Below are 19,403 nucleotides of genomic sequence, written 5' to 3' on the forward strand. Positions count from 1 at the left end.
TCAGAACGTCGTGAGACAGTTCGGTCCCTATCCGTCGCGGGCGTAGGAAATTTGAGAGGAGCTGTCCTTAGTACGAGAGGACCGGGATGGACTGACCTCTGGTGTACCAGTTGTTCCGCCAGGAGCATAGCTGGGTAGCTAAGTCGGGAAGGGATAAACGCTGAAGGCATCTAAGCGTGAAGCCCACCTCAAGATAAGATTTCCCATAGAGTAATCTAGTAAGATCCCTTGAAGAACACAAGGTTGATAGGTGAGAGGTGTAAGTGTGGTAACATATTTAGCTGACTCATACTAATAGATCGAGGGCTTGACCAATAGTTAACTGGAATATATATTATTAAATGAACTTGTGTGCAATTTTGAAAGAACAAAATTCTTTCATAAATATTTGGTGATAATGGCATAAAGGTAACACCCCTTCCCATTCCGAACAGGATCGTTAAGCTTTATTACGCCGATGGTACTGCATGGGAGACTGTGTGGGAGAGTAGGAAGTCGCCAAATAATTTATTTACAGGAAACTATTACAATGCAAATTGTAGTAGTTTCTTTTTTTGTTTGAAATGTTTATATGTCAAAATCAGATAAAATCTTTTATTTCCCGAGAAATATTTTGATTTTTTTCTGTATAAAAAACTTTTAATAAATCAATAATTATAATATATTGACAAAATTTATTGATAACCATATAATATTTAAGTAAAGTATTTTATGGCTCGATAGCTCAGTCGGTAGAGCAGAGGACTGAAAATCCTCGTGTCGCTGGTTCGATTCCTGCTCGAGCCACCATAAGCCTAGTATTAACTAGGCTTATATTTTTCTCTTGAGTTAACGGTAAAAACTCTATCAAAACTCCGATAATTAACATTGACTAGTTAATGTTTACAAGTTGGATAAAATCACAGTGAAAGCTGTGATTTTTTGTTTCTGTTTTTTAAAATATATTAACTAGATGTAAATAAAAATTTAAGTATATTTAATATTACCTTAAGCAGAATGTAAGAAAATCTTAATATATTGAGGATATAATAATCAATAATAAGATTTTAATAAAAGGGTTGGTGAGGTTATGAAGGAGGTTTTTAACAAGATTTCTTTAACTGAAGAAGAAAATGATTATTTAGCAAAAGGAATTGCATTAGGTGCGGGTCTAGGTGTATTGATTGGTGTGGTTGTAGACAATGTTATGTTTGGATTTTCTTTAGGTGGAGTTTTAGGAGTATTAGGATCTCTGGCCTTCTCTTCATATAAAAAATATAAAAATAAGAATATAAAATCAGTAATTAAAAAACTGTAGGAATTAATATTCCTACAGTTTTTTTAAGCTTTCTATAACATCATTAATATGATCTTTTACTTTAACTTTTCTAAATTCTTTTCTTAGAATACCTTTTTCATCAATTAAAAAAGTGCTTCTTTCTATGCCAATGGTTTTTCTTCCATACATATTTTTCTCTTTTAATACATCATATAGCGCACAAACTTCTTTATCTTCATCACTTAACAATAAAAATGGTAATCCGAATTTAGCAATAAATTTATCATGAGAGGCTAAACTATCTTTACTTATACCAATTACAACAGCATTTTCGTTAGTTATAGTAGGTATACTATCTCTAAAGTCACAGGCTTGTGTAGAGCATCCTGGAGTGTTGTCTTTTGGGTAGAAATAAAGAACAACCTTTTTCCCAAGATAATCACTTAGTTTATGTGTTTCTCCATCTGATCCTTTTAATATGAAGTCAGGCGCTAGACTTCCAATTTCTATTTTTGACATAATTATTACCTCCTAATTATATAATTTTATTATATAATAATTATTATTAATCATCAAGGAAAAGGAAGTTAAACGATAATATGGAGTTCTTTAGTGTATTAATCTTCTTATATGTGTTATTATGTTAGAGTGTTAAGTTTATATATAAAGGAGATTATGTATGGAAAATAAAGTTTTGGCAGTTGTAGCTGGTAATGAAATAACTGAGATGGATTTACAGCAAGCTATTTTAAAGTATCCTCAAGATAGAAGAGGGATGTTTGCAACAGAGCAAGGTAAAAAACAATTATTAGAACAAATGATTTCGTTTGAATTAATGTTCCAATTTGGAAAAGAAGCTTCTTTAGATAAAACTAAAGAATTTGAAACAGAAGTAGAAAAGTTTAAAAAAGAACTTTTAACTCAAATGGTTATTAACAAAGTAATATCAGAAGTAACTGTTACTGATGATGAAGCTTTAAAATACTATGAAGAAAATAGAAGTATGTTTTCAGAACCAGAAAATGTGACAGCAAAACATATTTTAATAAGTTCAGAGGAAGAAGCAAATAAAATTAAAAAAGAAATAGAATCAAATAACGTAACATTTGAAGAAGCTGCTAGTCAGTATTCATCATGTCCATCTAAGGAACAAGGTGGTAATTTAGGTTCATTCTCAAGAGGAATGATGGTTCCTGAGTTTGAAGAAGCTGCTTTTGCATCAGAGATAGGCGTTGTAACTGAACCTGTTAAAACTCAATTTGGATATCACTTGATAAAGGTAGAAGCTAAAAATGCTGGTAAAGATTTAGATTTTGAAGAAGTTAAGGATGGAGTTGTAAATCAATTACTTCAAGAGACTCAACAAAAGAAATATTTTGATTTAATTGGAGAATTAAGTACAAAGTATACTATAGATAGAAAATAACAAAATCGCTCTAGATTGTTAAGATCTAGAGTTTTTTATTAAAAATATTAAAGAATTTAATCATTGGGAGATTATAACTAAATTATTTTAGTCATAATATGTTGAAATATAATATAAAAGATGTTATAGTTATAAAAGCTTTTAACTTAGTCCAGAGAGACTAGCAAGGGGGATAAACAAATGAATAATGAACAATTACAAGTATCAGTGGTAGATGTAAATGAGAGTGTGCCACTAAAGAGAGCAATTCCTTTAAGTATCCAGCATTTATTTGCAATGTTTGGATCATCAGTATTAGTACCAATTCTTTTTGGAATAGATCCAGCGACAGTATTATTTTTTAACGGTATAGGTACATTATTATATGCATTCCTTACTAAAAAGAAGATACCTGCATATTTAGGATCTAGTTTCGCATATCTTGCACCAGTTTTTCTATTGTATAGTGAAGGGTATACCTTCCAACATGCACAAGGTGGATTTGTCGTTTCAGGTTTGATTTTTGCTACAATTGCTATAATAGTTAAATTTACAGGAACAGGTTGGATAAACAAATTATTCCCACCAGCAGCTATGGGAGCTATAGTTACAATCATTGGATTAGAATTAGCACCAACAGCAGCAGATATGGCTGGATTCGCAGTAGGTGGATCTAATAATCCGGAGTTTTCTAATCCTAAATGGATATTAGTATCTATGATAACTTTAGCAGCAGTAATTTTAAGTAGTGTATTACTAAGAGGATTCTTAAAAGTTATTCCTATATTAATAGGTGTTGTGGTAGGTTATATTGCAGCATACGCTAATGGATTAGTTGATTTTACAACACTTGGACAAGCAAGTTTCTTTGTAACACCGGATATTAACATAGCTAAATTTGATTTCACAGCAATAATGACAATATTACCAGCAACTTTTGTAGTAGTAGCTGAGCATATAGGTCATTTAGCAGTAACTAGTAGTATAGTTGGAAAAGATTTATCTGAAGATCCAGGACTACATAGATCGCTTCTTGGAGATGGATTATCAACAGCTTTATCAGGATTTTTTGGTTCAGTTCCAACAACAACTTATGGTGAAAACATAGGGGTTATGGCATTAACTAAAGTTTATAGTGTATATGTTATATGTGGAGCTGGTCTTATATCTATAGTGTTAGGTTTTTCAGGAAAGCTATCAGCTTTAATTAGTAGTATACCAGTACCAGTAATAGGAGGAGTTAGTTTACTTCTATTTGGAACTATAGCTACATCTGGTTTAAGAACTTTTATAGAAAAAGGTGTGGATTTTGCTAAGTCAAGAAACTTAATTTTAACATCAGTAATTTTTGTAATAGGATTAAGTGGTATAACTGTAAAATTAGGAGCTGTAGAATTAAAAGGAATGGGACTAGCTACTATAGTTGCCATGATTTTAAGTGTAAGCTTTATGATATTTGATTCACTAGGAATAATGAATGAAAAAGAAGATTAATAATATAAAAGCAGGAGATTTTTAAAATCTCCTGCTTTTTTTATACAGCTAATTCAGTGAAATCTTCAATATACTTATCAGCACTATTAATAAGTTTTTCCCTATGCTTAGATGAATGTTCATCATATACTGCTACAACTTTCATTCCAGCAGCCTTAGCACCTTCTACAGCAGCGGGGATGTCTTCAAAAACAATACACTTATCTGGAGTCACACCTAAACGCTTTGCAGCTAAAAGATATACATCAGGAAAGTTTTTTCCTCTAGTAACCTCATTCGTAGTTGTGATGTTATCAAAAAAATCCTTAATATCATTACTTTCTAAAGCTATATCTAATAAAGGCGATGAATTTGAAGTAGCAAGAGCTAGTTTAATGCCATTAGATTTTAAATAGCTTAATAATTTTTTAGCTCCAGGTTTAAGTCTGGCTTTATTCAAATAATTATCATAGGCTAAATCATTAATTTCTTTAACTATTTCATCTGTAGATTCTTTAAGATTAAAATTCTCCTTAAAATACTGAGCGGTCTGCTTAAAACTTAAATGATTTATTTTTTCTTCTAAATCAGAAGGTCTTTTTGCTCCTTTACTTTCTAAATAAGTTATATTAATTTCATCCCAAATCCACATTGAGTCTATAAGAGTTCCATCTAAATCAAATATTGCAGCTTGTACATCTTTAAACAAATATATCTCCCCCAAATTCCTAATGTTATTTTTATAGTATATTAGAAAGTTATTAAGTTCAATATCATAATAAATTTTAATGCAGCATATCAAACTCTATATACTGCATTAATGAAACAGTTTAGCTAAATTCTCTTTCAAAGATTTTAATTTTTTCTTTACTCTTAAAATCATCTAAGGAATCTATACCAACCTTACTTAAAACTTCTTTCATAATATCGCTATGAGTAGCTACCTTAACGGCTGAATTGTAGGCAAATTCATCAACTGAGGTTTTACCATGCACTTTAGGAATTAGGGCTTTAGGGCCACCGACACATCCTCCAACACAACCCATTCCTTCTATAAAATTGGCATCTAGTTCTCCAGACTTAGCTTTTTCTAATATTTCTTTACATTCCTTTACCCCGTTAGCTTGAGCAGTTTTTAGTTTTATATGTTTTTCAGGAAAAAGTTCTTCAACTGCTTCTGATACAGCTATTGAAACTCCACCAGTTCTTGCATACAATCTTCCTCCTCTTGAAGCATATTCTATTGAAGGGATTCCTTGAAGTTCATTTGGTCTAATATCTAAAACTTCAAATATTCCTTTTAATTCTTCAAAGGTAAGCACGTAATCAATAGCATCTGAGATATCCTTATCTCTAGCCTCTGATTTTTTAGCTATACAAGGACCTATGAATACAACCTTAACATCTGGATTCAAGTCTTTTAAAACTCTTCCTGCTGCAATCATAGGAGACACAGAAGGGGAAACATCTTTAACTAAATCATGATATACTTTTTTTAACATACCAACCCACATAGGACAGCAACAAGAGGTTATCATAATGTCACCATCTTTATTAACGTGATGATTAAATTCTACAGCTTCTTTTATGGTTAACATATCAGCTGTAAAAGCAACTTCTATCATGTCTGAGAATCCCATTTTTATAAAAGCAGCTCTATATTGGTCCATTGTTACATCAGATCCCCATTGACCAGATATTGCAGGAGCAACAGCTGCTATTACTTTTTTGTTCTTTTTTAGTAAATCTATTATGGGGATAAATTCAATCCTATCTATAAATTTACCACTATCACAAGCTTCCACACATATGCCACAGTCAGTACAAAGATCGGTGTCTATATAAGTAGTTCCTTTTATTGGATCATCTAAAATAGCATCAAAGGGACAGGCGGTTTGACACTTGGTTTTCTCACCAGCTTCAGAAGTACAATCTCTAGAACAAGAGGAAACTTTTTCAATTATCTTTTCTCTAACTTTATAGTTTGTAATAGCTTTTTTTAGATTATAAATAAAGTTTTCATCAGCTTTTACTTCGACACCACATAATGAAGAGATTACAGACATGGCTTCAATCTTATCAAAGTTTGGAGAATTCATTATATTTTCTAAGGTTGAATTAAAATTTCCATCATAATAGGATTTAACTAATTCTTTAAATAAGTCTTCGTAAATTTTTTTCATAATATTCCTCCTAAGTGTAAATACTAATTTAGAAAACTTTTCTATTTGTTAGATTAACCATTATTTATAACTATTATGATTTTAGGAGAGAAAACTTATGAAAATATTGATAGGAATTTATATATTTTTAATACTTATGTTTTGGAGCCTTTGTGTAGCTGCTTCGAAAAGCGAAAAATATTATGAAAATATTATGTCTGATAAGGAAGAAGTGAAATAATTATGTAAGTTACAAAATATATATTATATGTAGTAATTTATTTAGGAAGGTGGATATGGTAGATTTAGTTATAGATCCGGGTCACGGAGGATCAGATTATGGGGCTAGAGGAGAAGGCTCTTTGGTAGAAAAATCTTTAACCTTATACATTGCAAATAAGATTAAAGAGTATTTGGATAAGAAACAGATATCTGTAATTTTGACTAGAAATGATGACAGATATGTGACTTTAGAAGAGAGAGCTAAAATTGCTAATAAAAATAAAGCTAGATGTTTTATGAGTATTCATATTAATAGCTCGGGTGTAGATAGTGCTGAGGGAACGGAAGTTTATACATTTACTAAAGGTGATGAAGGCGAGAGGTTAGCTACTAATGTGTTAGATAAGATAGTCTCTGGTGTTAGTTTAAAAAATAGAGGTGTAAAGTTTGCTAATTTTACGGTTCTAAAAGAAACTGAAATGCCAGCAATTTTGGTAGAAACTTGTTTCATTAGTAACTCAAAAGAAGAAGCATTGCTTAAAGAAGATTACTTTAGAGACAAAATAGCACTTTCTATAGCTAATGGTTTTCTTAGACATATTGGAAGAGAAGAAATTTCTATGGGAATCGATGAAGACATAGTTATTAATTCGAAAACCCCTATAATATCAACATCTACTGCAACAAAATATCAAGCATTTCAATGGGCTAGAAAAAAGGGAGCTACAGAGGAGTTTATTGCACTTGCAGAAATTTATTGGAATACATCTATTGAGTCTGGAGTAAATCCAGTAGTAGCATATGCACAAAGTGCTATAGAAACTAATTTAGGAACTTTTAATGGTGTTTTTAAGAACGAGTATAAGAATCCATGTGGATTAAGGATAAGTAATGATATAAATGATGAAAATGGGGGATATGCAACATTTAACAATTGGACAAGTGGTGTTGAGGCTCATTTGGATCATTTAGGACTTTATGCAGGAGGAGTTATTTATCCAAAAAGAATAAGTAGGGATCCTAGACATTTTCCTTATTTATTAGGTAAAGCAAAATATATAGAAGACTTATCGGGAAATTGGTCACCTTTAGACGACTATGGAATAAAGGTGTTAGAGTTAGTTAAGGAAATAGAGTCAAGCTACTCAGAAGAGGGGATAGCACCTATAAAACTTGATGATAATAATGATGGGAATAACTATAACGATGAGTTAGTAAATGATGATGATAGTGTTGAAGGACTAAAAAAGGAAGTTAGTAGTATTATTAGTGATATAGAAAAGCTTAAAAGCAGAACTGAAGAATTAAAAATATATATTAACTCAGTAGAAGGATTTTTGGCACAGGAGAAAAAACTTAAAGAGGCTTTAAATGCAACCAATATGTCATTACAGGAAAAAAATAAGAGTTATGAGCAAACTATAGAAGATATTTTAGATGTAATAAGTAAATTAAGAAGTATTGTTATATAAAAAAGAATTGCCTAAGCAATTCTTTTTTTTGGTCGGGGTGACAGGGATTGAACCTGCGACCTCATGGTCCCAAACCACGCGCGCTCCCATCTGCGCTACACCCCGTAGCACATAGATTATTATAAATAGTTTCTTTAAAGATGTCAATAATTTTAATTAAAATATTCTAAGACTGTATTTACTTTTATTTATACAGTGTATATAATACCTTTAGTTTATAAAATAAAGGGAGGTAAATTGCTATGAGAGGAACTACTGTGATCATGGTGCTAGCAAGCCTTTGGTTTCTAATATTAGGAACAAGCATTTTGTTAAGTAAAAAAGTAAGAGGTATTATAGAGAGTGCAAGTATCGCTAATGATAAAACAGCTTATGTTAGATTTAATGCGTTTTTTAATTTATGCTTAGGGGGAATAGGTGTACTATTAGGGGTTGTTGATTACTTTTTTAAAGAGTATTCATTGTACATAGTGGGAGCTTATGCTGTAATTATGATATCAGCCGGATTAATCCAAGGAAGACTAAGTGCTAAATATAAATAAATAATTAAAGACCTTGTTTATGTATTAAGAAGCAAGGTCTTTTGATTTGTAGCACTTTACGCTTGATATTTAACTAAATATTATAATATACTTATATGGAGCATAGAATTATAATAGGTAAAACAACTAATAATATTTTGTTCACAACATGTTTGTATTTACAAATACAATGGACTGTAAACATTTTATCTGACAACTTTAATGTTGGATAGGTTGTGGCAGTTTTTAATAAATTGTAAAATTTTAATTGTTGGACGAATTGGGATTGGTTGTAAATAGGAAAAGTGTTATACTTATAACAGTTTACTAATTAATTGAAGGGGGGAAGGTATTACTTATTCGCTTAGTAATGCCAAGGTGTTTATGAAGAAGAAGGCAATATCAGCTTTACTTGCAGCCTCGCTAGTATTCGGAACAGGTGTACAAGTATGGGCAGAACCTTTAACAGAGCAGCAACAGCAGGAACTTAACGAAAAGGGTGCAAAGGCGGCAGATGCAAAAAGTAAGTATTCGGAGTTAAAGAATAAAGTAGATGAATTAGATGCACAAATTCAACCAATAGCGTTAGCTATGGAGGAAAATAATACTAAGATAGCAAATACAAATAAAGAAATTGATAATACTAAAAAAGCAATTGAAAAAAGTCAAAAAGAATTAGCTGAAAAAGAAGAGGTTTTTGGAGCTAGAATGAGAGCTCTATACAAATCAGGTGGACAAGAAAGCTACATAGGACTTTTATTAAGTGCTAATAGCTTAGGAGACTTTGTTTCTAAGGCTCAGGCAGTTGGTAAGATAATGAGCTTAGATAAGCAAATCATAGATGAGCTTAATGAAAAGAAAAAAGAATATGATGAACACATTGCGACGTTGAAAACTAAGATTCAAGAACTTGAAGATTTAAATAAAGATAATAAAGTAAAATTAGAAGAACTAAATGTTAAAAAAGCAGAACAACAAGTTTATGTTGATCAAGCTAAAGCAGAATATGATAAGATAGCAGATGATTTAATTACAGTTGAAAGAAATCTATATAGGCCTTTTGCTAATATAGTAAATAATTCAAGTAGTTCAGTTGATGATCTAAATAATGCGATAACAACATTAAGATCTCTAAGAAAGAATGTTAAAAGTTCACAAGCTGATAGTGAATTATTTGACTTAATAGAAAAAGCTAAAAGTTTAGTTCAGCAAAAAACAGCACCAACTTTAAGTAGAGGTGATGGAGCGGGATCTGCATCGGATTCAGCAATTCTTTCTATAGCATATAGTAAATTAGGAATGCCATATCGTTGGGCGGCAACCGGACCTAATTCATTTGATTGTTCAGGATTTACTCAATACGTATATAGACAAGCAGGTATATCTATAGGTAGAGATACAGATGCTCAAATGGGTAATGGAACTCCAGTGAGTTATTCTAACCTTCAAGTAGGAGATTTGGTTTTTACTAGTTCTCATCATGTAGGTATATATGTAGGAGGAGGTCAAATGATTCATGCTCCTCAAACAGGAGATGTAGTTAAAGTATCAAATATTTGGTCCTTCTACACAGCTAGAAGAGTGAAATAGAATATAGTTTATTTTAGAGGGTGTTTAAAACATCCTCTTAATTTTTTTTGAAGTTTTTATAATTAATCTTTATAATGGATAAGTAATAGATATTTGGAGTGTGATGAATTTGGATATAAATAGCTTTATTAAAGATGATGAGACCCTTGATGACCTACAGCTTAATGGAATTCATCTTATTCAAAAAAAGAAAGCCTTTAGATTTGGGATAGATGCGGTACTATTAGCTAATTTTGCAGAAGTAAAAAAAAAGCATAGAGTAATTGATATTTGTACTGGAACAGGAATAGTACCATTTGTAATATATGGGAAAAAGTCTCCTGAGAGTATTCTCGGTATTGAAATACAAGAAGAATTTGTCGAAATGGCAAAAAGAAGCGTAGAAATAAATAATGCACAGGAGAAAGTAAAGTTTATTAAAGGGGATATTAAAGATATAAAACTTATGAAAACAATAGAGAAAGCTGATGTTATAACAGTAAATCCCCCATACAAACTTAATTCTTCAGGAATAATAAATAGCAGTGATAAACTTGCTGTAGCTAGACATGAAATTTTATGCTCATTAGAGGATGTAATAATAGGCGCCAGGATTTTACTAAAAGATAATGGCAAATTATATATGGTACATAGACCAGAAAGATTGGCAGATATTTTATGTTTGATGAGAAAGCATAAAATAGAACCTAAAAGAATTAGAATGATTCATCCAAATACTAAAAAACCTCCCAATATAGTGTTAATTGAGGCACAGAGGGATGGAGGGGCTTTTCTTAAGTGGGAAGCACCTTTATATGTATATAATGATTGTGGAGGCTATAGCGAGGAAATAGACCGTATATATGGAAGGGAGAAAGATAATGAGTAAATTATATATAGTACCTACGCCAATAGGTAATCTAAAGGATATAACTATAAGAGCATTAGATGTTTTGAAAGAGTGTAATGTTATTGCGGCTGAAGATACTAGACAAACAATAAAACTTCTTAACCATTTTAATATCAAAAAACAACTGATAAGTTATCATCAACATAATGAATTAACGAAATCAGAAGAGATAATAAATAGAGTAAAAGGTGGAGAAATTGTAGCTTTGGTTAGTGATGCTGGATCTCCAGGGATATCTGATCCAGGAAGTGTGATTATTAAAAGATGTATAGAAGAAGAGGTTGAATTTGAAGTATTACCAGGGGCGACTGCAATAATAACAGCGTTAGTTAATTCAGGCTTAGATACAACTAAGTTTACTTTTAGAGGTTTTGTACCTAGAGAAAATAAAGAAAGAAGAGTATTAATTAGTGAAATAAAAAACCATAAAGAAACACTAGTATTTTATGAGGCTCCTCATAGAATTAAAGATACCTTAAGCTTTCTTTATGAAGAATTAGGAGATAGAAAAGTGGCTATTTGTAGGGAATTAACTAAACTTCATGAACAAATAGTACGTGGATTAATTTCAGAGGTTATAGAGCATTTTAATACAAATAACCCAAGGGGAGAGTTTGTAGTTGTAATTGAAGGAAAAAGTCAAGAGGAAATAGACTTAGAACAAAAGGCTAAATGGGAAAATACTACAGTGGAAGAGCATATAATACTTTATGTAGATAGAGGATATAGTAAAAAAGAAGCAATTAAATTAGTGGCTAAAGAAAGAAGTATGCCTAAGTCAGAAGTATATAAATATTCAACTGATCTATAATAAAAAAAGCACTTCTTGGGGTTGAAGTGCTTTTTTAACCATATATACATATTGATTTATTTATGGATTAAAAATAATTTTAATTATTTTTTTAATTCAGCCATACAGTTCTTGCATATATTTTTTCCCTTGTAGTTAGTAACATCTCTTGCATCTCCGCAGAATATGCAAGCTGGCTCATATTTCTTTAATATGATTTGCTCACCGTCTACATATATTTCTAGAGCATCCTTTTCAGCGATATCTAATGTTCTTCTTAGCTCTATTGGAATAACTATTCTTCCTAACTCGTCAACTCTTCTTACTACACCTGTTGATTTCATATAAATTTCCTCCTCGTTTTACAACATTCGACATTTCGTATATTAATATTAGCAAAGATGTAATTTAAAGTCAATACATTTTCTCTAAATAACTGCAATATTTACAAATTTCTTACTTAAATAACATCTAAGATTAATATAATACCAAATAATTGAAATGTCAATAGTATAGTTTTCAAATAAATGGTAATAATATTATATAGATGAAATGAATAAAATAAGTATTTATAAGGGTTTTAGGGATATAATATAGTTAGATATAAGAAAAATAATAATATTTTTAGATAATTAAATTTCTGTGATAAAAAAGTAATAACTTACCATAAATAAAAATTATATGTCGAAAGTGTATATAAAATAAGGATTATATTAACAATGATTCTATATATTATATGTCAATAAAAAGTATAAGTTACAGAAATATAAATAAATAATTAGTTAGTTTGACGAATAATACTAAGATAGTTATTTTATGTAACAATTTATTATACAATTCATTACAATATATATAAATTTTTTTTATTATTATAATTAAAATATTAAAAAAATATAAAAACTCATGTTTTATAAAAAATTATTTGTTGAAGTATTTATATTGACAAAAGTATATTAGAGAAAAATGTTGATAAATAGCTAACTATTCAACAGGTGTTCCACAAGTAATAAACAGATAATCCACAGGGTAAATGTGAATTATGTGGATAAAAATGGATGTAATAAATTTATATTCACATAATTCTTGAAGTTATCCACAATATATGTTGATAACTTGTTTATAACTGTGGATTGTAACTCTAAGGGTCTTAAAATAAGGATTTATTAAAATAAAATATTATTAATAAATTGATGATAACTTGTAAAGAGTTTTGGTATACTATATAATAACAGATATAGTGGATTTAAATGTGGAGGTGCTCTTATGGATGAAAAAAAATTTGATGAAGAATACATTGCGAAGTTGGCAGAAGAGATGTCTAAAAATAATATGATATCTTATGATGATTTACCTAAATATGATTTATTTTTATCACAAGTTATAGATTACTTAAATGATAAATTTGTTGACGATAAATATACAAATAATATAGTTCAGAACTATATAAAAAGTGAAGTTATAACTAAGCCTGAAGATGGAAAAAAAAGAGGATATACTAAAGTTCATTTAGCACAATTAGTATTACTTAGTTATATGAGACCGGTACTTACTACAGAGGAAATAAAAAAGGTATTTAAACTAGCATTTAATGAAATAAATCTTAGAGCAGATGATATAATTGACTGGGAGTCTGCTTATAAAATATTTTCAGATATACAAAGTGAAAGTTTTAATGATATAAAAAACTCATCAGTATTACATGATTCAAAATTAGAAAATATAGTTAAAGATTTAAATCTGGAAGACAAAGATGAAGAAAGAATAAAGATATTTTTATTAGTATTATCTTTGATTGCGCAAGCAAGTGTTATTAAAAAATTAGTACAGAAAATAGTAAATGAATATAATGAAAAATAAATTTCAATAAATCCTCGATATTTTGAGGATTTATTTTTTTGGAATTAATGCTATTATTAGTATATCCAATTAGAAGGAAGTGATCAGTGAAACAATGAAAAGAATAGATAAAATCTATAATTTTTTAATGAATGAAACTAAAGACTTTACTGTAGAAGACTTTAAAGAAATTAAAGGGTTTTCTGCAATAGAGATAGCAGATAGATTAGATATATTAAGGAATAATGTAAGTAAAGAATTAAATGAATTATATAAATCCGATTTAGTGATTAAGATCAAAGAAAGACCTGTTAAATATTTCAGCAAAAGAAGGTTAGAGGAATTATTAAATGTAGAAATAGTTGAGAGACAAGTGGAGATACGAGAGCTTAGTGAACTATTTGGTGAAGAAAGTAAGATGACTAATTCACCTTTTGACTACCTAATAGGGGCTGAGGGGAGTTTAAAACAAGCTATAAATCAATCAAAGGCAGCCATAATGTATCCTCCAAATGGACTACATACATTAATACTAGGAGAAACAGGGGTAGGAAAAACTTTATTTGCAAATATGATGTTTAACTATGCTAAATTCTCTAAAAGATTTAAAGATAATGCACCCTTTATAGTTTTTAATTGTGCGGATTATGGAAATAATCCTCAACTACTTCTTTCTCATATATTTGGACATATTAAAGGTGCTTTTACAGGTGCAGATACAGAAAAAGAAGGAATTGTAGAAAAGGCAGATGGAGGAATATTATTTTTAGATGAGATTCATAGATTAAGTCCAGAAGGGCAAGAAATGATATTCTACTTTATGGATACTGGAACTTATAATAAATTAGGAGAAAGCGATAGAAAAAGAAGGGCAAATGTACTTATTATTGGAGCAACTACTGAAGAACCTAAGTCTTCCTTATTAGCAACTTTTTTAAGAAGAATCCCAGTAACAATTACAATACCATCACTTCAGAAAAGACCCTTGGAAGAAAGATTGGAACTTATAAAACATATGTTTTCAGCTGAAGCCAATAGAGTAAATAAAAAGGTTATAGTAGCTAGGGAAGTTATAAAAGCCTTGATTGGTAGTTCTTATACGGGGAACATAGGTAAGCTAAAGTCGAATATACAATTAATATGTGCAACTGCATTTTTAAATAGTTTAGAATCGGGAGACGCAATAGAAATTAATATTGAAAGCATACCTCCTAATATTCAAAAAGGGCTTTTTGTCATTTCTGATAATAGGAAGGATTTCGAAGAAATTTCATCTATTATAGATAACAATATGATTATTAGTCCTAAGGGTCAGATTAGTTTATTAAAAAATGATGATTATGAGCTTCCATTTAATTTATATAGAATTATAGAAGATAAATCTGAAATTCTTAAAAATGAAGGTATGAATAAAGAAGTAATTCATGATTTGGTCATGAAAGATATCGATGCACAATTAAAAACTTTCTACAAAAAAATTAGAAAAGATAATAATGTAAAAGAGAAACTTTTATCTATTGTAGATAATGATGTATTTGAATTTACACAATATATAAAAAAGTTTACTGAAGATAGGCTAAATGTAACATATGGGGAAAGATTCGTATATGCTGTAAGTTTGCATTTAAGTGTATTTTTAAAACAAAGGGCTGATGATCATCTAACAAAGGAAAAAATAGATAGAATGGGTTATTCCATAGATGAAGATGGCCAGGAGTATGTAGTTGCAGAGGATATAGCGAATAAAATAGAAAACAAATTTAGAGTTAAAGTCCCTAAAATAGAAATTATATATTTAGCCATGTTATTAAAGAATTTAGAAGAAGAAAAGGTTATTAGTGAAAAAGTAGGTATATTAGTAATTGCTCATGGTAGTAGCACTGCCTTAAGTATGGTTAATGTAGCAGTAGACTTACTTGGAAAAGAAGGACCTATTGAAGCTGTAGATATGCCACTTGATGTTAGCCCACAAAGTATATTAGAAGAGGTTACGGAAAAAGTTGTTGAAATGAACGAAGGAAAAGGTGTACTTCTAATGGTAGACATGGGTTCTCTAGTAACCTTTGGGCAGATAATACAGGAGAGGACAAATATAAAAACTAGAACTTTAGATATGGTGTCTACTCCTTTAGTTATAGAAGCTGTTAGAAAAGGACATTTATTTTCAGAAGAGTTGGATGAAATATATTTTTCATTAAGAGAATTTAATGGATATAGTAACATTATAAATACTAACGCTAATAAACAAGGTTCTTCAAAACCAAAAACAGTTATAACTGTATGTTCTTCTGGAGTTGGAACAGCAGAGAAACTTAAAGAGATAGTGAAGAATATAATTGAAGATATTTCAGTTGAAGAAATAGAGGTTATCCCTATAGGTATAAAAGGTGCAGAAGAAAATGTAAAAAATCTTGAGAGTACAAAAAATGTTATTGCTATAGTAGGGGTTAAAAACGTAGGTAAAGATATACCATTTATTTCACTTGAATCCTTTATAGGTGGAAGTGGTGCAAATGTATTAAGAGGAATAATATCTGGTGTTGAAGTTAGAGAAGAGGAAAGCAGGAGTCTTTTAATTAGAGAATTGTGTGAAGAAAATTTAGAAGAGTATTTAACATATCTTAATCCTAAAAAGATTATAGGACTTTTGATGGATTTCATTAGATTGTTAGAAGAAGGTTTAAATAAAAATTTGTCTAATGCAGAACAGCTTAGATTAATAATACATGTTGCTTGTGCTATAGAAAGAATGGTATTAAACTCAGGGCTAACTTATAGAGGAGAAAAGAATTTTACTGCAAATTGTTTAGATGCTGTTAAAAATGCAGTGAAAGTATTCGAAGATAGTCTCAGAATAATACTAACAGAAGATGAAGTGTATCATATTTGTGAAATAATTTGATACAGTATTAGAAAAAATAAGAAAAGTGTATTAGCTTATAAATAGAAGTGTATCAAAATGTATTTTTCATCATAAGAAAGTATCAAAGCAGTGATATTTCTTAGTTGAAATGGCTTACATTCATTGATACACTTTTTTTGGCATGGATATTGCTATAATAAATAACGTATACAAAATAGATTAGTATATAAAATAAGAATATAAAGTTCTAAAAGGAGGAGCGGTTATGCCAGCAGTAGTTGTTGCAACCCATGGAAGATTTTCTGAAGAGTTAGTTAAGTCCTCAGAAATGATTTTTGGAAAACAGGAAAATGTAGATTATATAACCTTTATGCCAGGAGAAGGAACTGAAGATTTAACTAGAAAGTATAGTGAAGCTATAAAAGCTTTAGATATAGAGAATGGGTTAATATTTTTAGTAGATCTTTTTGGAGGAAGCCCATTTAATGCAGCTACATCGATAGTTGTAGAAAATGAAAATATGGATATAGTTACAGGCGTAAATTTACCTATGTTACTTGAGGTATTTGGAGCGAGAACATCTAGTTCTATAAGTGAGCTTGTAAAGATAGCTGAGAATTCAGGTAAAGAGTCCATTAGACCATTTAAAGAAGGTCTTATAATAAATAAAAACATTAACGATGATGATGAGGAGGTTCTATAATTATGAAAATAGTTTTAGCTAGAATTGATGACAGATTAATACATGGTCAAGTAGCAACAGTTTGGTCGAAGGTAACTGGGTGTGAAAAAATAATAGTAGTAAGTGACGAGGTAGCAAAGGATGAGCTTAGAAGTACATTATTAGTGCAAGTAGCTCCTCCAGGAATAAAAGCACATGTTTTAAACGTTGATAAAGCTATAAGAGTATACAATAACCCTAAAAATGATTTTAAAGCTTTATTATTATTTACTAATCCTACAGATGTTTTAAGCTTAGTTGAAGCTGGAGTAGGTATTGAAAGCGTAAATATTGGAGGAATGTCATTTAAAGAAGGAAAGAAACAAATAACTGGAGCAATTTCTGTAAATGATCAAGATATTTCATCTTTCAAAGAGTTAAACAAAAAGGGAATAGAATTAGAAATAAGAGTTGTTGCATCTGACTCTAAGGTTCTATTAAAAGATAAATTACCACTATAAAATTAAACAATTAAAGAATTAAAGAAATGGGAGGAAGAAAATTATGAATGCTTTACAAATTATTCTTGTTGTAGCATGGGCATGTATTTCAGGTATTGGTTCAGTTCTAGATGAATTCCAAACACACAGACCTTTGATATCATGTACAATTATAGGACTTATATTAGGAGATATGAAAACCGGTATTATATTAGGTGGAACATTAGAATTAATGGCTTTAGGATGGATGAATATAGGAGCAGCTATGGCACCAGATGCTGCACTTGCTAGCTGTATATCCACAATTTTAGTAATAGTTTCTAAACAAAGCATTGCAGAAGGAATAGCTATTGCTATACCATTAGCTGCTGCTGGTCAAGTTTTAACAATATTTGCAAGAACTTTATCAGTTGGTTTACAACACAGAGCTGATAAATATGCTGAAGAAGCTAACTTTGCTGGAGTAGATATGTGTCATTTAGGTGGATTGGTTATCCAAGCACTTCGTGTAGCTATACCAGTATTAATAGTTGCTATGTTTGCAGGTACAGATCAAGTAACAAATATGCTAAATGCAATTCCAGATGTTGTTACAAAAGGACTTCAAGTTGCAGGTGGATTCATAGTTGTAGTTGGTTACGCTATGGTTATAAACATGATGGGTGCTAAACACTTAATGCCTATGTTCTTCTTAGGATTTGTTGTAGCTTCATTCTCAAGCTATAATCTAGTAGCTCTAGGTATATTAGGAACAATTTTAGCTTTACTATATCTACAATTATCACCAAAGTATAATGGAGCAGTGCAAGTTGCATCTGCAAGTGATGACTTTGATGATGATGTGTTAGATTAAGAAGGAGGAGGAAATAGGAATGAGTGAACAAAAAAAATTAACTAAAAAAGATTTAATTAGTGTATTCCTTCGTTCAAACTTTCATCAAGGTTCTTGGAACTTTGAAAGAATGCAAGCTATAGGATATGCATATGCAATGAATCCTGTTCTTAAGAAGTTATATACAACTAAAGAGGAACAAAAAGATGCTTTAAAGAGACACTTAGAGTTCTTTAATACTCAACCATTTGTAACATCACCTATATTAGGAGTTACTTGTGCAATGGAAGAGCAAAGAGCTAATGGTGCAGATATAGATAATGGAGCTATAAACGGAGTTAAGGTTGGTTTAATGGGACCTTTAGCAGGAGTTGGTGATCCAATATTCTGGGGTACTTTAAGACCTGTACTTGCTGCATTAGGAGCTTCAATAGCAACTGGTGGTAGCTTACTTGGACCAATATTATTCTTCGTTTTATGGAATGTAGTTCGTTTAGGATTTAGATGGATTACACAATTTTATGGATATCAAGTTGGTGCTAACATAGTTAAAGATCTAGCTGGTAATAAGCTACAAAAATTAACTGAAGGAGCTTCAATACTTGGATTATTCATAATGGGTGCTTTAGTTGCTAGATGGACATCTATAAAGGTTCCATTTGAACTTTCAAGAGTTACTAATGCTGCTGGAGAAGTAACAGTTACAACTGTTCAAAGTGTTTTAGATTCTTTATTACCAGGATTATTAGCATTAGGATTAACATTCCTTTGCATGAGATTATTAAAGAAAAAAGTAAGTCCAATATGGTTAATCTTCGGATTATTCGCAGTAGGCATAATTGGATATTGGATAGGTTTATTAGGTCTATAAGATTAAATTTTCACTACGTTTAATTTTTAGAAACCTTGGGAGATACTACAATAAGTAT

At 30.4% G+C, this 19,403-nt stretch carries 19 protein-coding genes, 2 tRNA genes and 2 rRNA genes; 18 read left to right on the forward strand and 5 right to left on the reverse strand.

What is annotated here, in order from left to right; translation table 11 throughout:
* The 4 genes from BUA92_RS09275 to BUA92_RS09290 form a co-directional block, all read left to right on the forward strand.
* Nucleotides 1-315 (forward strand): 23S ribosomal RNA (locus BUA92_RS09275); the annotation flags it as partial.
* A 72-nt stretch (nt 316-387) separates the two neighbouring features.
* Nucleotides 388-504: ribosomal RNA gene (gene rrf, locus BUA92_RS09280) — 5S ribosomal RNA — on the forward strand.
* Between the two features lie 209 nt (nt 505-713).
* A tRNA-Phe gene (locus BUA92_RS09285) sits at nt 714-789 on the forward strand.
* Nucleotides 790-1,069: 280 nt separating this feature from the next.
* Entirely contained in the window at nt 1,070-1,297 is a 228-nt protein-coding gene (locus BUA92_RS09290; RefSeq protein WP_073018933.1) for a hypothetical protein, read from the forward strand.
* Nucleotides 1,298-1,309: 12 nt separating this feature from the next.
* Here BUA92_RS09290 and bcp read toward each other — a convergent pair whose 3' ends face one another.
* Nucleotides 1,310-1,777, reverse strand: a complete 468-nt coding sequence (bcp, locus tag BUA92_RS09295; protein WP_073018935.1) for a thioredoxin-dependent thiol peroxidase — start codon at nt 1,775-1,777, stop codon at nt 1,310-1,312.
* 160 nt (nt 1,778-1,937) lie between these two features.
* On the opposite strand from bcp, the gene BUA92_RS09300 reads away from it, so the two are divergent.
* Nucleotides 1,938-2,684, forward strand: coding sequence for a peptidylprolyl isomerase (locus tag BUA92_RS09300; protein WP_073018937.1), 747 nt, complete (start codon nt 1,938-1,940; stop codon nt 2,682-2,684).
* A 180-nt stretch (nt 2,685-2,864) separates the two neighbouring features.
* Nucleotides 2,865-4,157, forward strand: a complete 1,293-nt coding sequence (uraA, locus tag BUA92_RS09305) for a uracil permease (RefSeq protein ID WP_073018939.1) — start codon at nt 2,865-2,867, stop codon at nt 4,155-4,157.
* Between the two features lie 40 nt (nt 4,158-4,197).
* Here the strand turns inward: uraA and BUA92_RS09310 are convergent, their stop codons facing one another.
* Nucleotides 4,198-4,845, reverse strand: coding sequence for an HAD family hydrolase (locus BUA92_RS09310; protein WP_073018941.1), 648 nt, complete (start codon nt 4,843-4,845; stop codon nt 4,198-4,200).
* A 121-nt stretch (nt 4,846-4,966) separates the two neighbouring features.
* The gene (locus BUA92_RS09315) at nt 4,967-6,319 is read right to left on the reverse strand and encodes a [Fe-Fe] hydrogenase large subunit C-terminal domain-containing protein (RefSeq protein WP_073018944.1); all 1,353 of its coding nucleotides are present in this window, start codon (nt 6,317-6,319) and stop codon (nt 4,967-4,969) included.
* A 97-nt stretch (nt 6,320-6,416) separates the two neighbouring features.
* On the opposite strand from BUA92_RS09315, the gene BUA92_RS23730 reads away from it, so the two are divergent.
* Nucleotides 6,417-6,539, forward strand: a complete 123-nt coding sequence (locus tag BUA92_RS23730; RefSeq protein WP_278329721.1) for a hypothetical protein — start codon at nt 6,417-6,419, stop codon at nt 6,537-6,539.
* Nucleotides 6,540-6,594: 55 nt separating this feature from the next.
* Nucleotides 6,595-7,992, forward strand: coding sequence for an N-acetylmuramoyl-L-alanine amidase (locus BUA92_RS09320; RefSeq protein ID WP_073018946.1), 1,398 nt, complete (start codon nt 6,595-6,597; stop codon nt 7,990-7,992).
* Between the two features lie 29 nt (nt 7,993-8,021).
* Here the strand turns inward: BUA92_RS09320 and BUA92_RS09325 are convergent.
* Nucleotides 8,022-8,097: transfer RNA gene (locus BUA92_RS09325), tRNA-Pro, on the reverse strand.
* Between the two features lie 137 nt (nt 8,098-8,234).
* On the opposite strand from BUA92_RS09325, the gene BUA92_RS09330 reads away from it, so the two are divergent.
* The 4 genes from BUA92_RS09330 (at nt 8,235) to rsmI (ending at nt 11,803) form a co-directional block, all read left to right on the forward strand.
* Nucleotides 8,235-8,534: a hypothetical protein gene (locus BUA92_RS09330; RefSeq protein WP_021803665.1), complete on the forward strand. Its 300-nt coding sequence runs from the start codon at nt 8,235-8,237 to the stop codon at nt 8,532-8,534.
* Between the two features lie 363 nt (nt 8,535-8,897).
* Nucleotides 8,898-10,103: a C40 family peptidase gene (locus tag BUA92_RS09335; RefSeq protein WP_073019463.1), complete on the forward strand. Its 1,206-nt coding sequence runs from the start codon at nt 8,898-8,900 to the stop codon at nt 10,101-10,103.
* A gap of 103 nt (nt 10,104-10,206) precedes the next feature.
* The gene (locus BUA92_RS09340; protein ID WP_073018948.1) at nt 10,207-10,971 is read left to right on the forward strand and encodes a tRNA1(Val) (adenine(37)-N6)-methyltransferase; all 765 of its coding nucleotides are present in this window, start codon (nt 10,207-10,209) and stop codon (nt 10,969-10,971) included.
* Nucleotides 10,964-11,803 carry a 16S rRNA (cytidine(1402)-2'-O)-methyltransferase gene (rsmI, locus tag BUA92_RS09345; protein ID WP_242950127.1) on the forward strand — a complete coding sequence of 280 codons (840 nt, stop codon included), beginning with the start codon at nt 10,964-10,966 and terminating at the stop codon, nt 11,801-11,803. Before BUA92_RS09340 ends, rsmI begins: the two co-directional genes overlap by 8 nt.
* Nucleotides 11,804-11,886: 83 nt before the next feature.
* Here the strand turns inward: rsmI and BUA92_RS09350 are convergent, their stop codons facing one another.
* Complete coding sequence (locus tag BUA92_RS09350) at nt 11,887-12,126, reverse strand: AbrB/MazE/SpoVT family DNA-binding domain-containing protein (RefSeq protein WP_021803662.1); 240 nt, start codon at nt 12,124-12,126, stop codon at nt 11,887-11,889.
* A 919-nt stretch (nt 12,127-13,045) separates the two neighbouring features.
* Between BUA92_RS09350 and BUA92_RS09355 the strand changes: the two genes are divergently transcribed.
* The 6 genes from BUA92_RS09355 to BUA92_RS09380 all read left to right on the forward strand — a co-directional run bounded on the left by BUA92_RS09355 (nt 13,046) and on the right by BUA92_RS09380 (nt 19,345).
* On the forward strand, nt 13,046-13,639 hold the full coding sequence (locus tag BUA92_RS09355; RefSeq protein WP_073018952.1) for a DUF1836 domain-containing protein: 594 nt from the start codon (nt 13,046-13,048) through the stop codon (nt 13,637-13,639).
* A 94-nt stretch (nt 13,640-13,733) separates the two neighbouring features.
* Nucleotides 13,734-16,520 (forward strand): sigma-54-dependent transcriptional regulator, encoded by a 2,787-nt coding sequence (locus BUA92_RS09360; protein WP_073018954.1) that lies wholly within the window; start codon nt 13,734-13,736, stop codon nt 16,518-16,520.
* Between the two features lie 226 nt (nt 16,521-16,746).
* Nucleotides 16,747-17,184, forward strand: coding sequence for a PTS sugar transporter subunit IIA (locus BUA92_RS09365; protein ID WP_073018956.1), 438 nt, complete (start codon nt 16,747-16,749; stop codon nt 17,182-17,184).
* 2 nt (nt 17,185-17,186) lie between these two features.
* Entirely contained in the window at nt 17,187-17,663 is a 477-nt protein-coding gene (locus BUA92_RS09370; RefSeq protein WP_073018958.1) for a mannose/fructose/sorbose PTS transporter subunit IIB, read from the forward strand.
* A gap of 43 nt (nt 17,664-17,706) precedes the next feature.
* The gene (locus BUA92_RS09375) at nt 17,707-18,495 is read left to right on the forward strand and encodes a PTS mannose/fructose/sorbose transporter subunit IIC (RefSeq protein WP_073018961.1); all 789 of its coding nucleotides are present in this window, start codon (nt 17,707-17,709) and stop codon (nt 18,493-18,495) included.
* Between the two features lie 19 nt (nt 18,496-18,514).
* On the forward strand, nt 18,515-19,345 hold the full coding sequence (locus BUA92_RS09380) for a PTS system mannose/fructose/sorbose family transporter subunit IID (protein WP_073018963.1): 831 nt from the start codon (nt 18,515-18,517) through the stop codon (nt 19,343-19,345).
* The last annotated feature ends 58 nt before the right edge of the window (nt 19,346-19,403 follow it).

Origin of the sequence: Clostridium intestinale DSM 6191 (assembly GCF_900130055.1) — a bacterium.
GTDB classification, from domain to species: domain Bacteria; phylum Bacillota; class Clostridia; order Clostridiales; family Clostridiaceae; genus Clostridium_T; species Clostridium_T intestinale.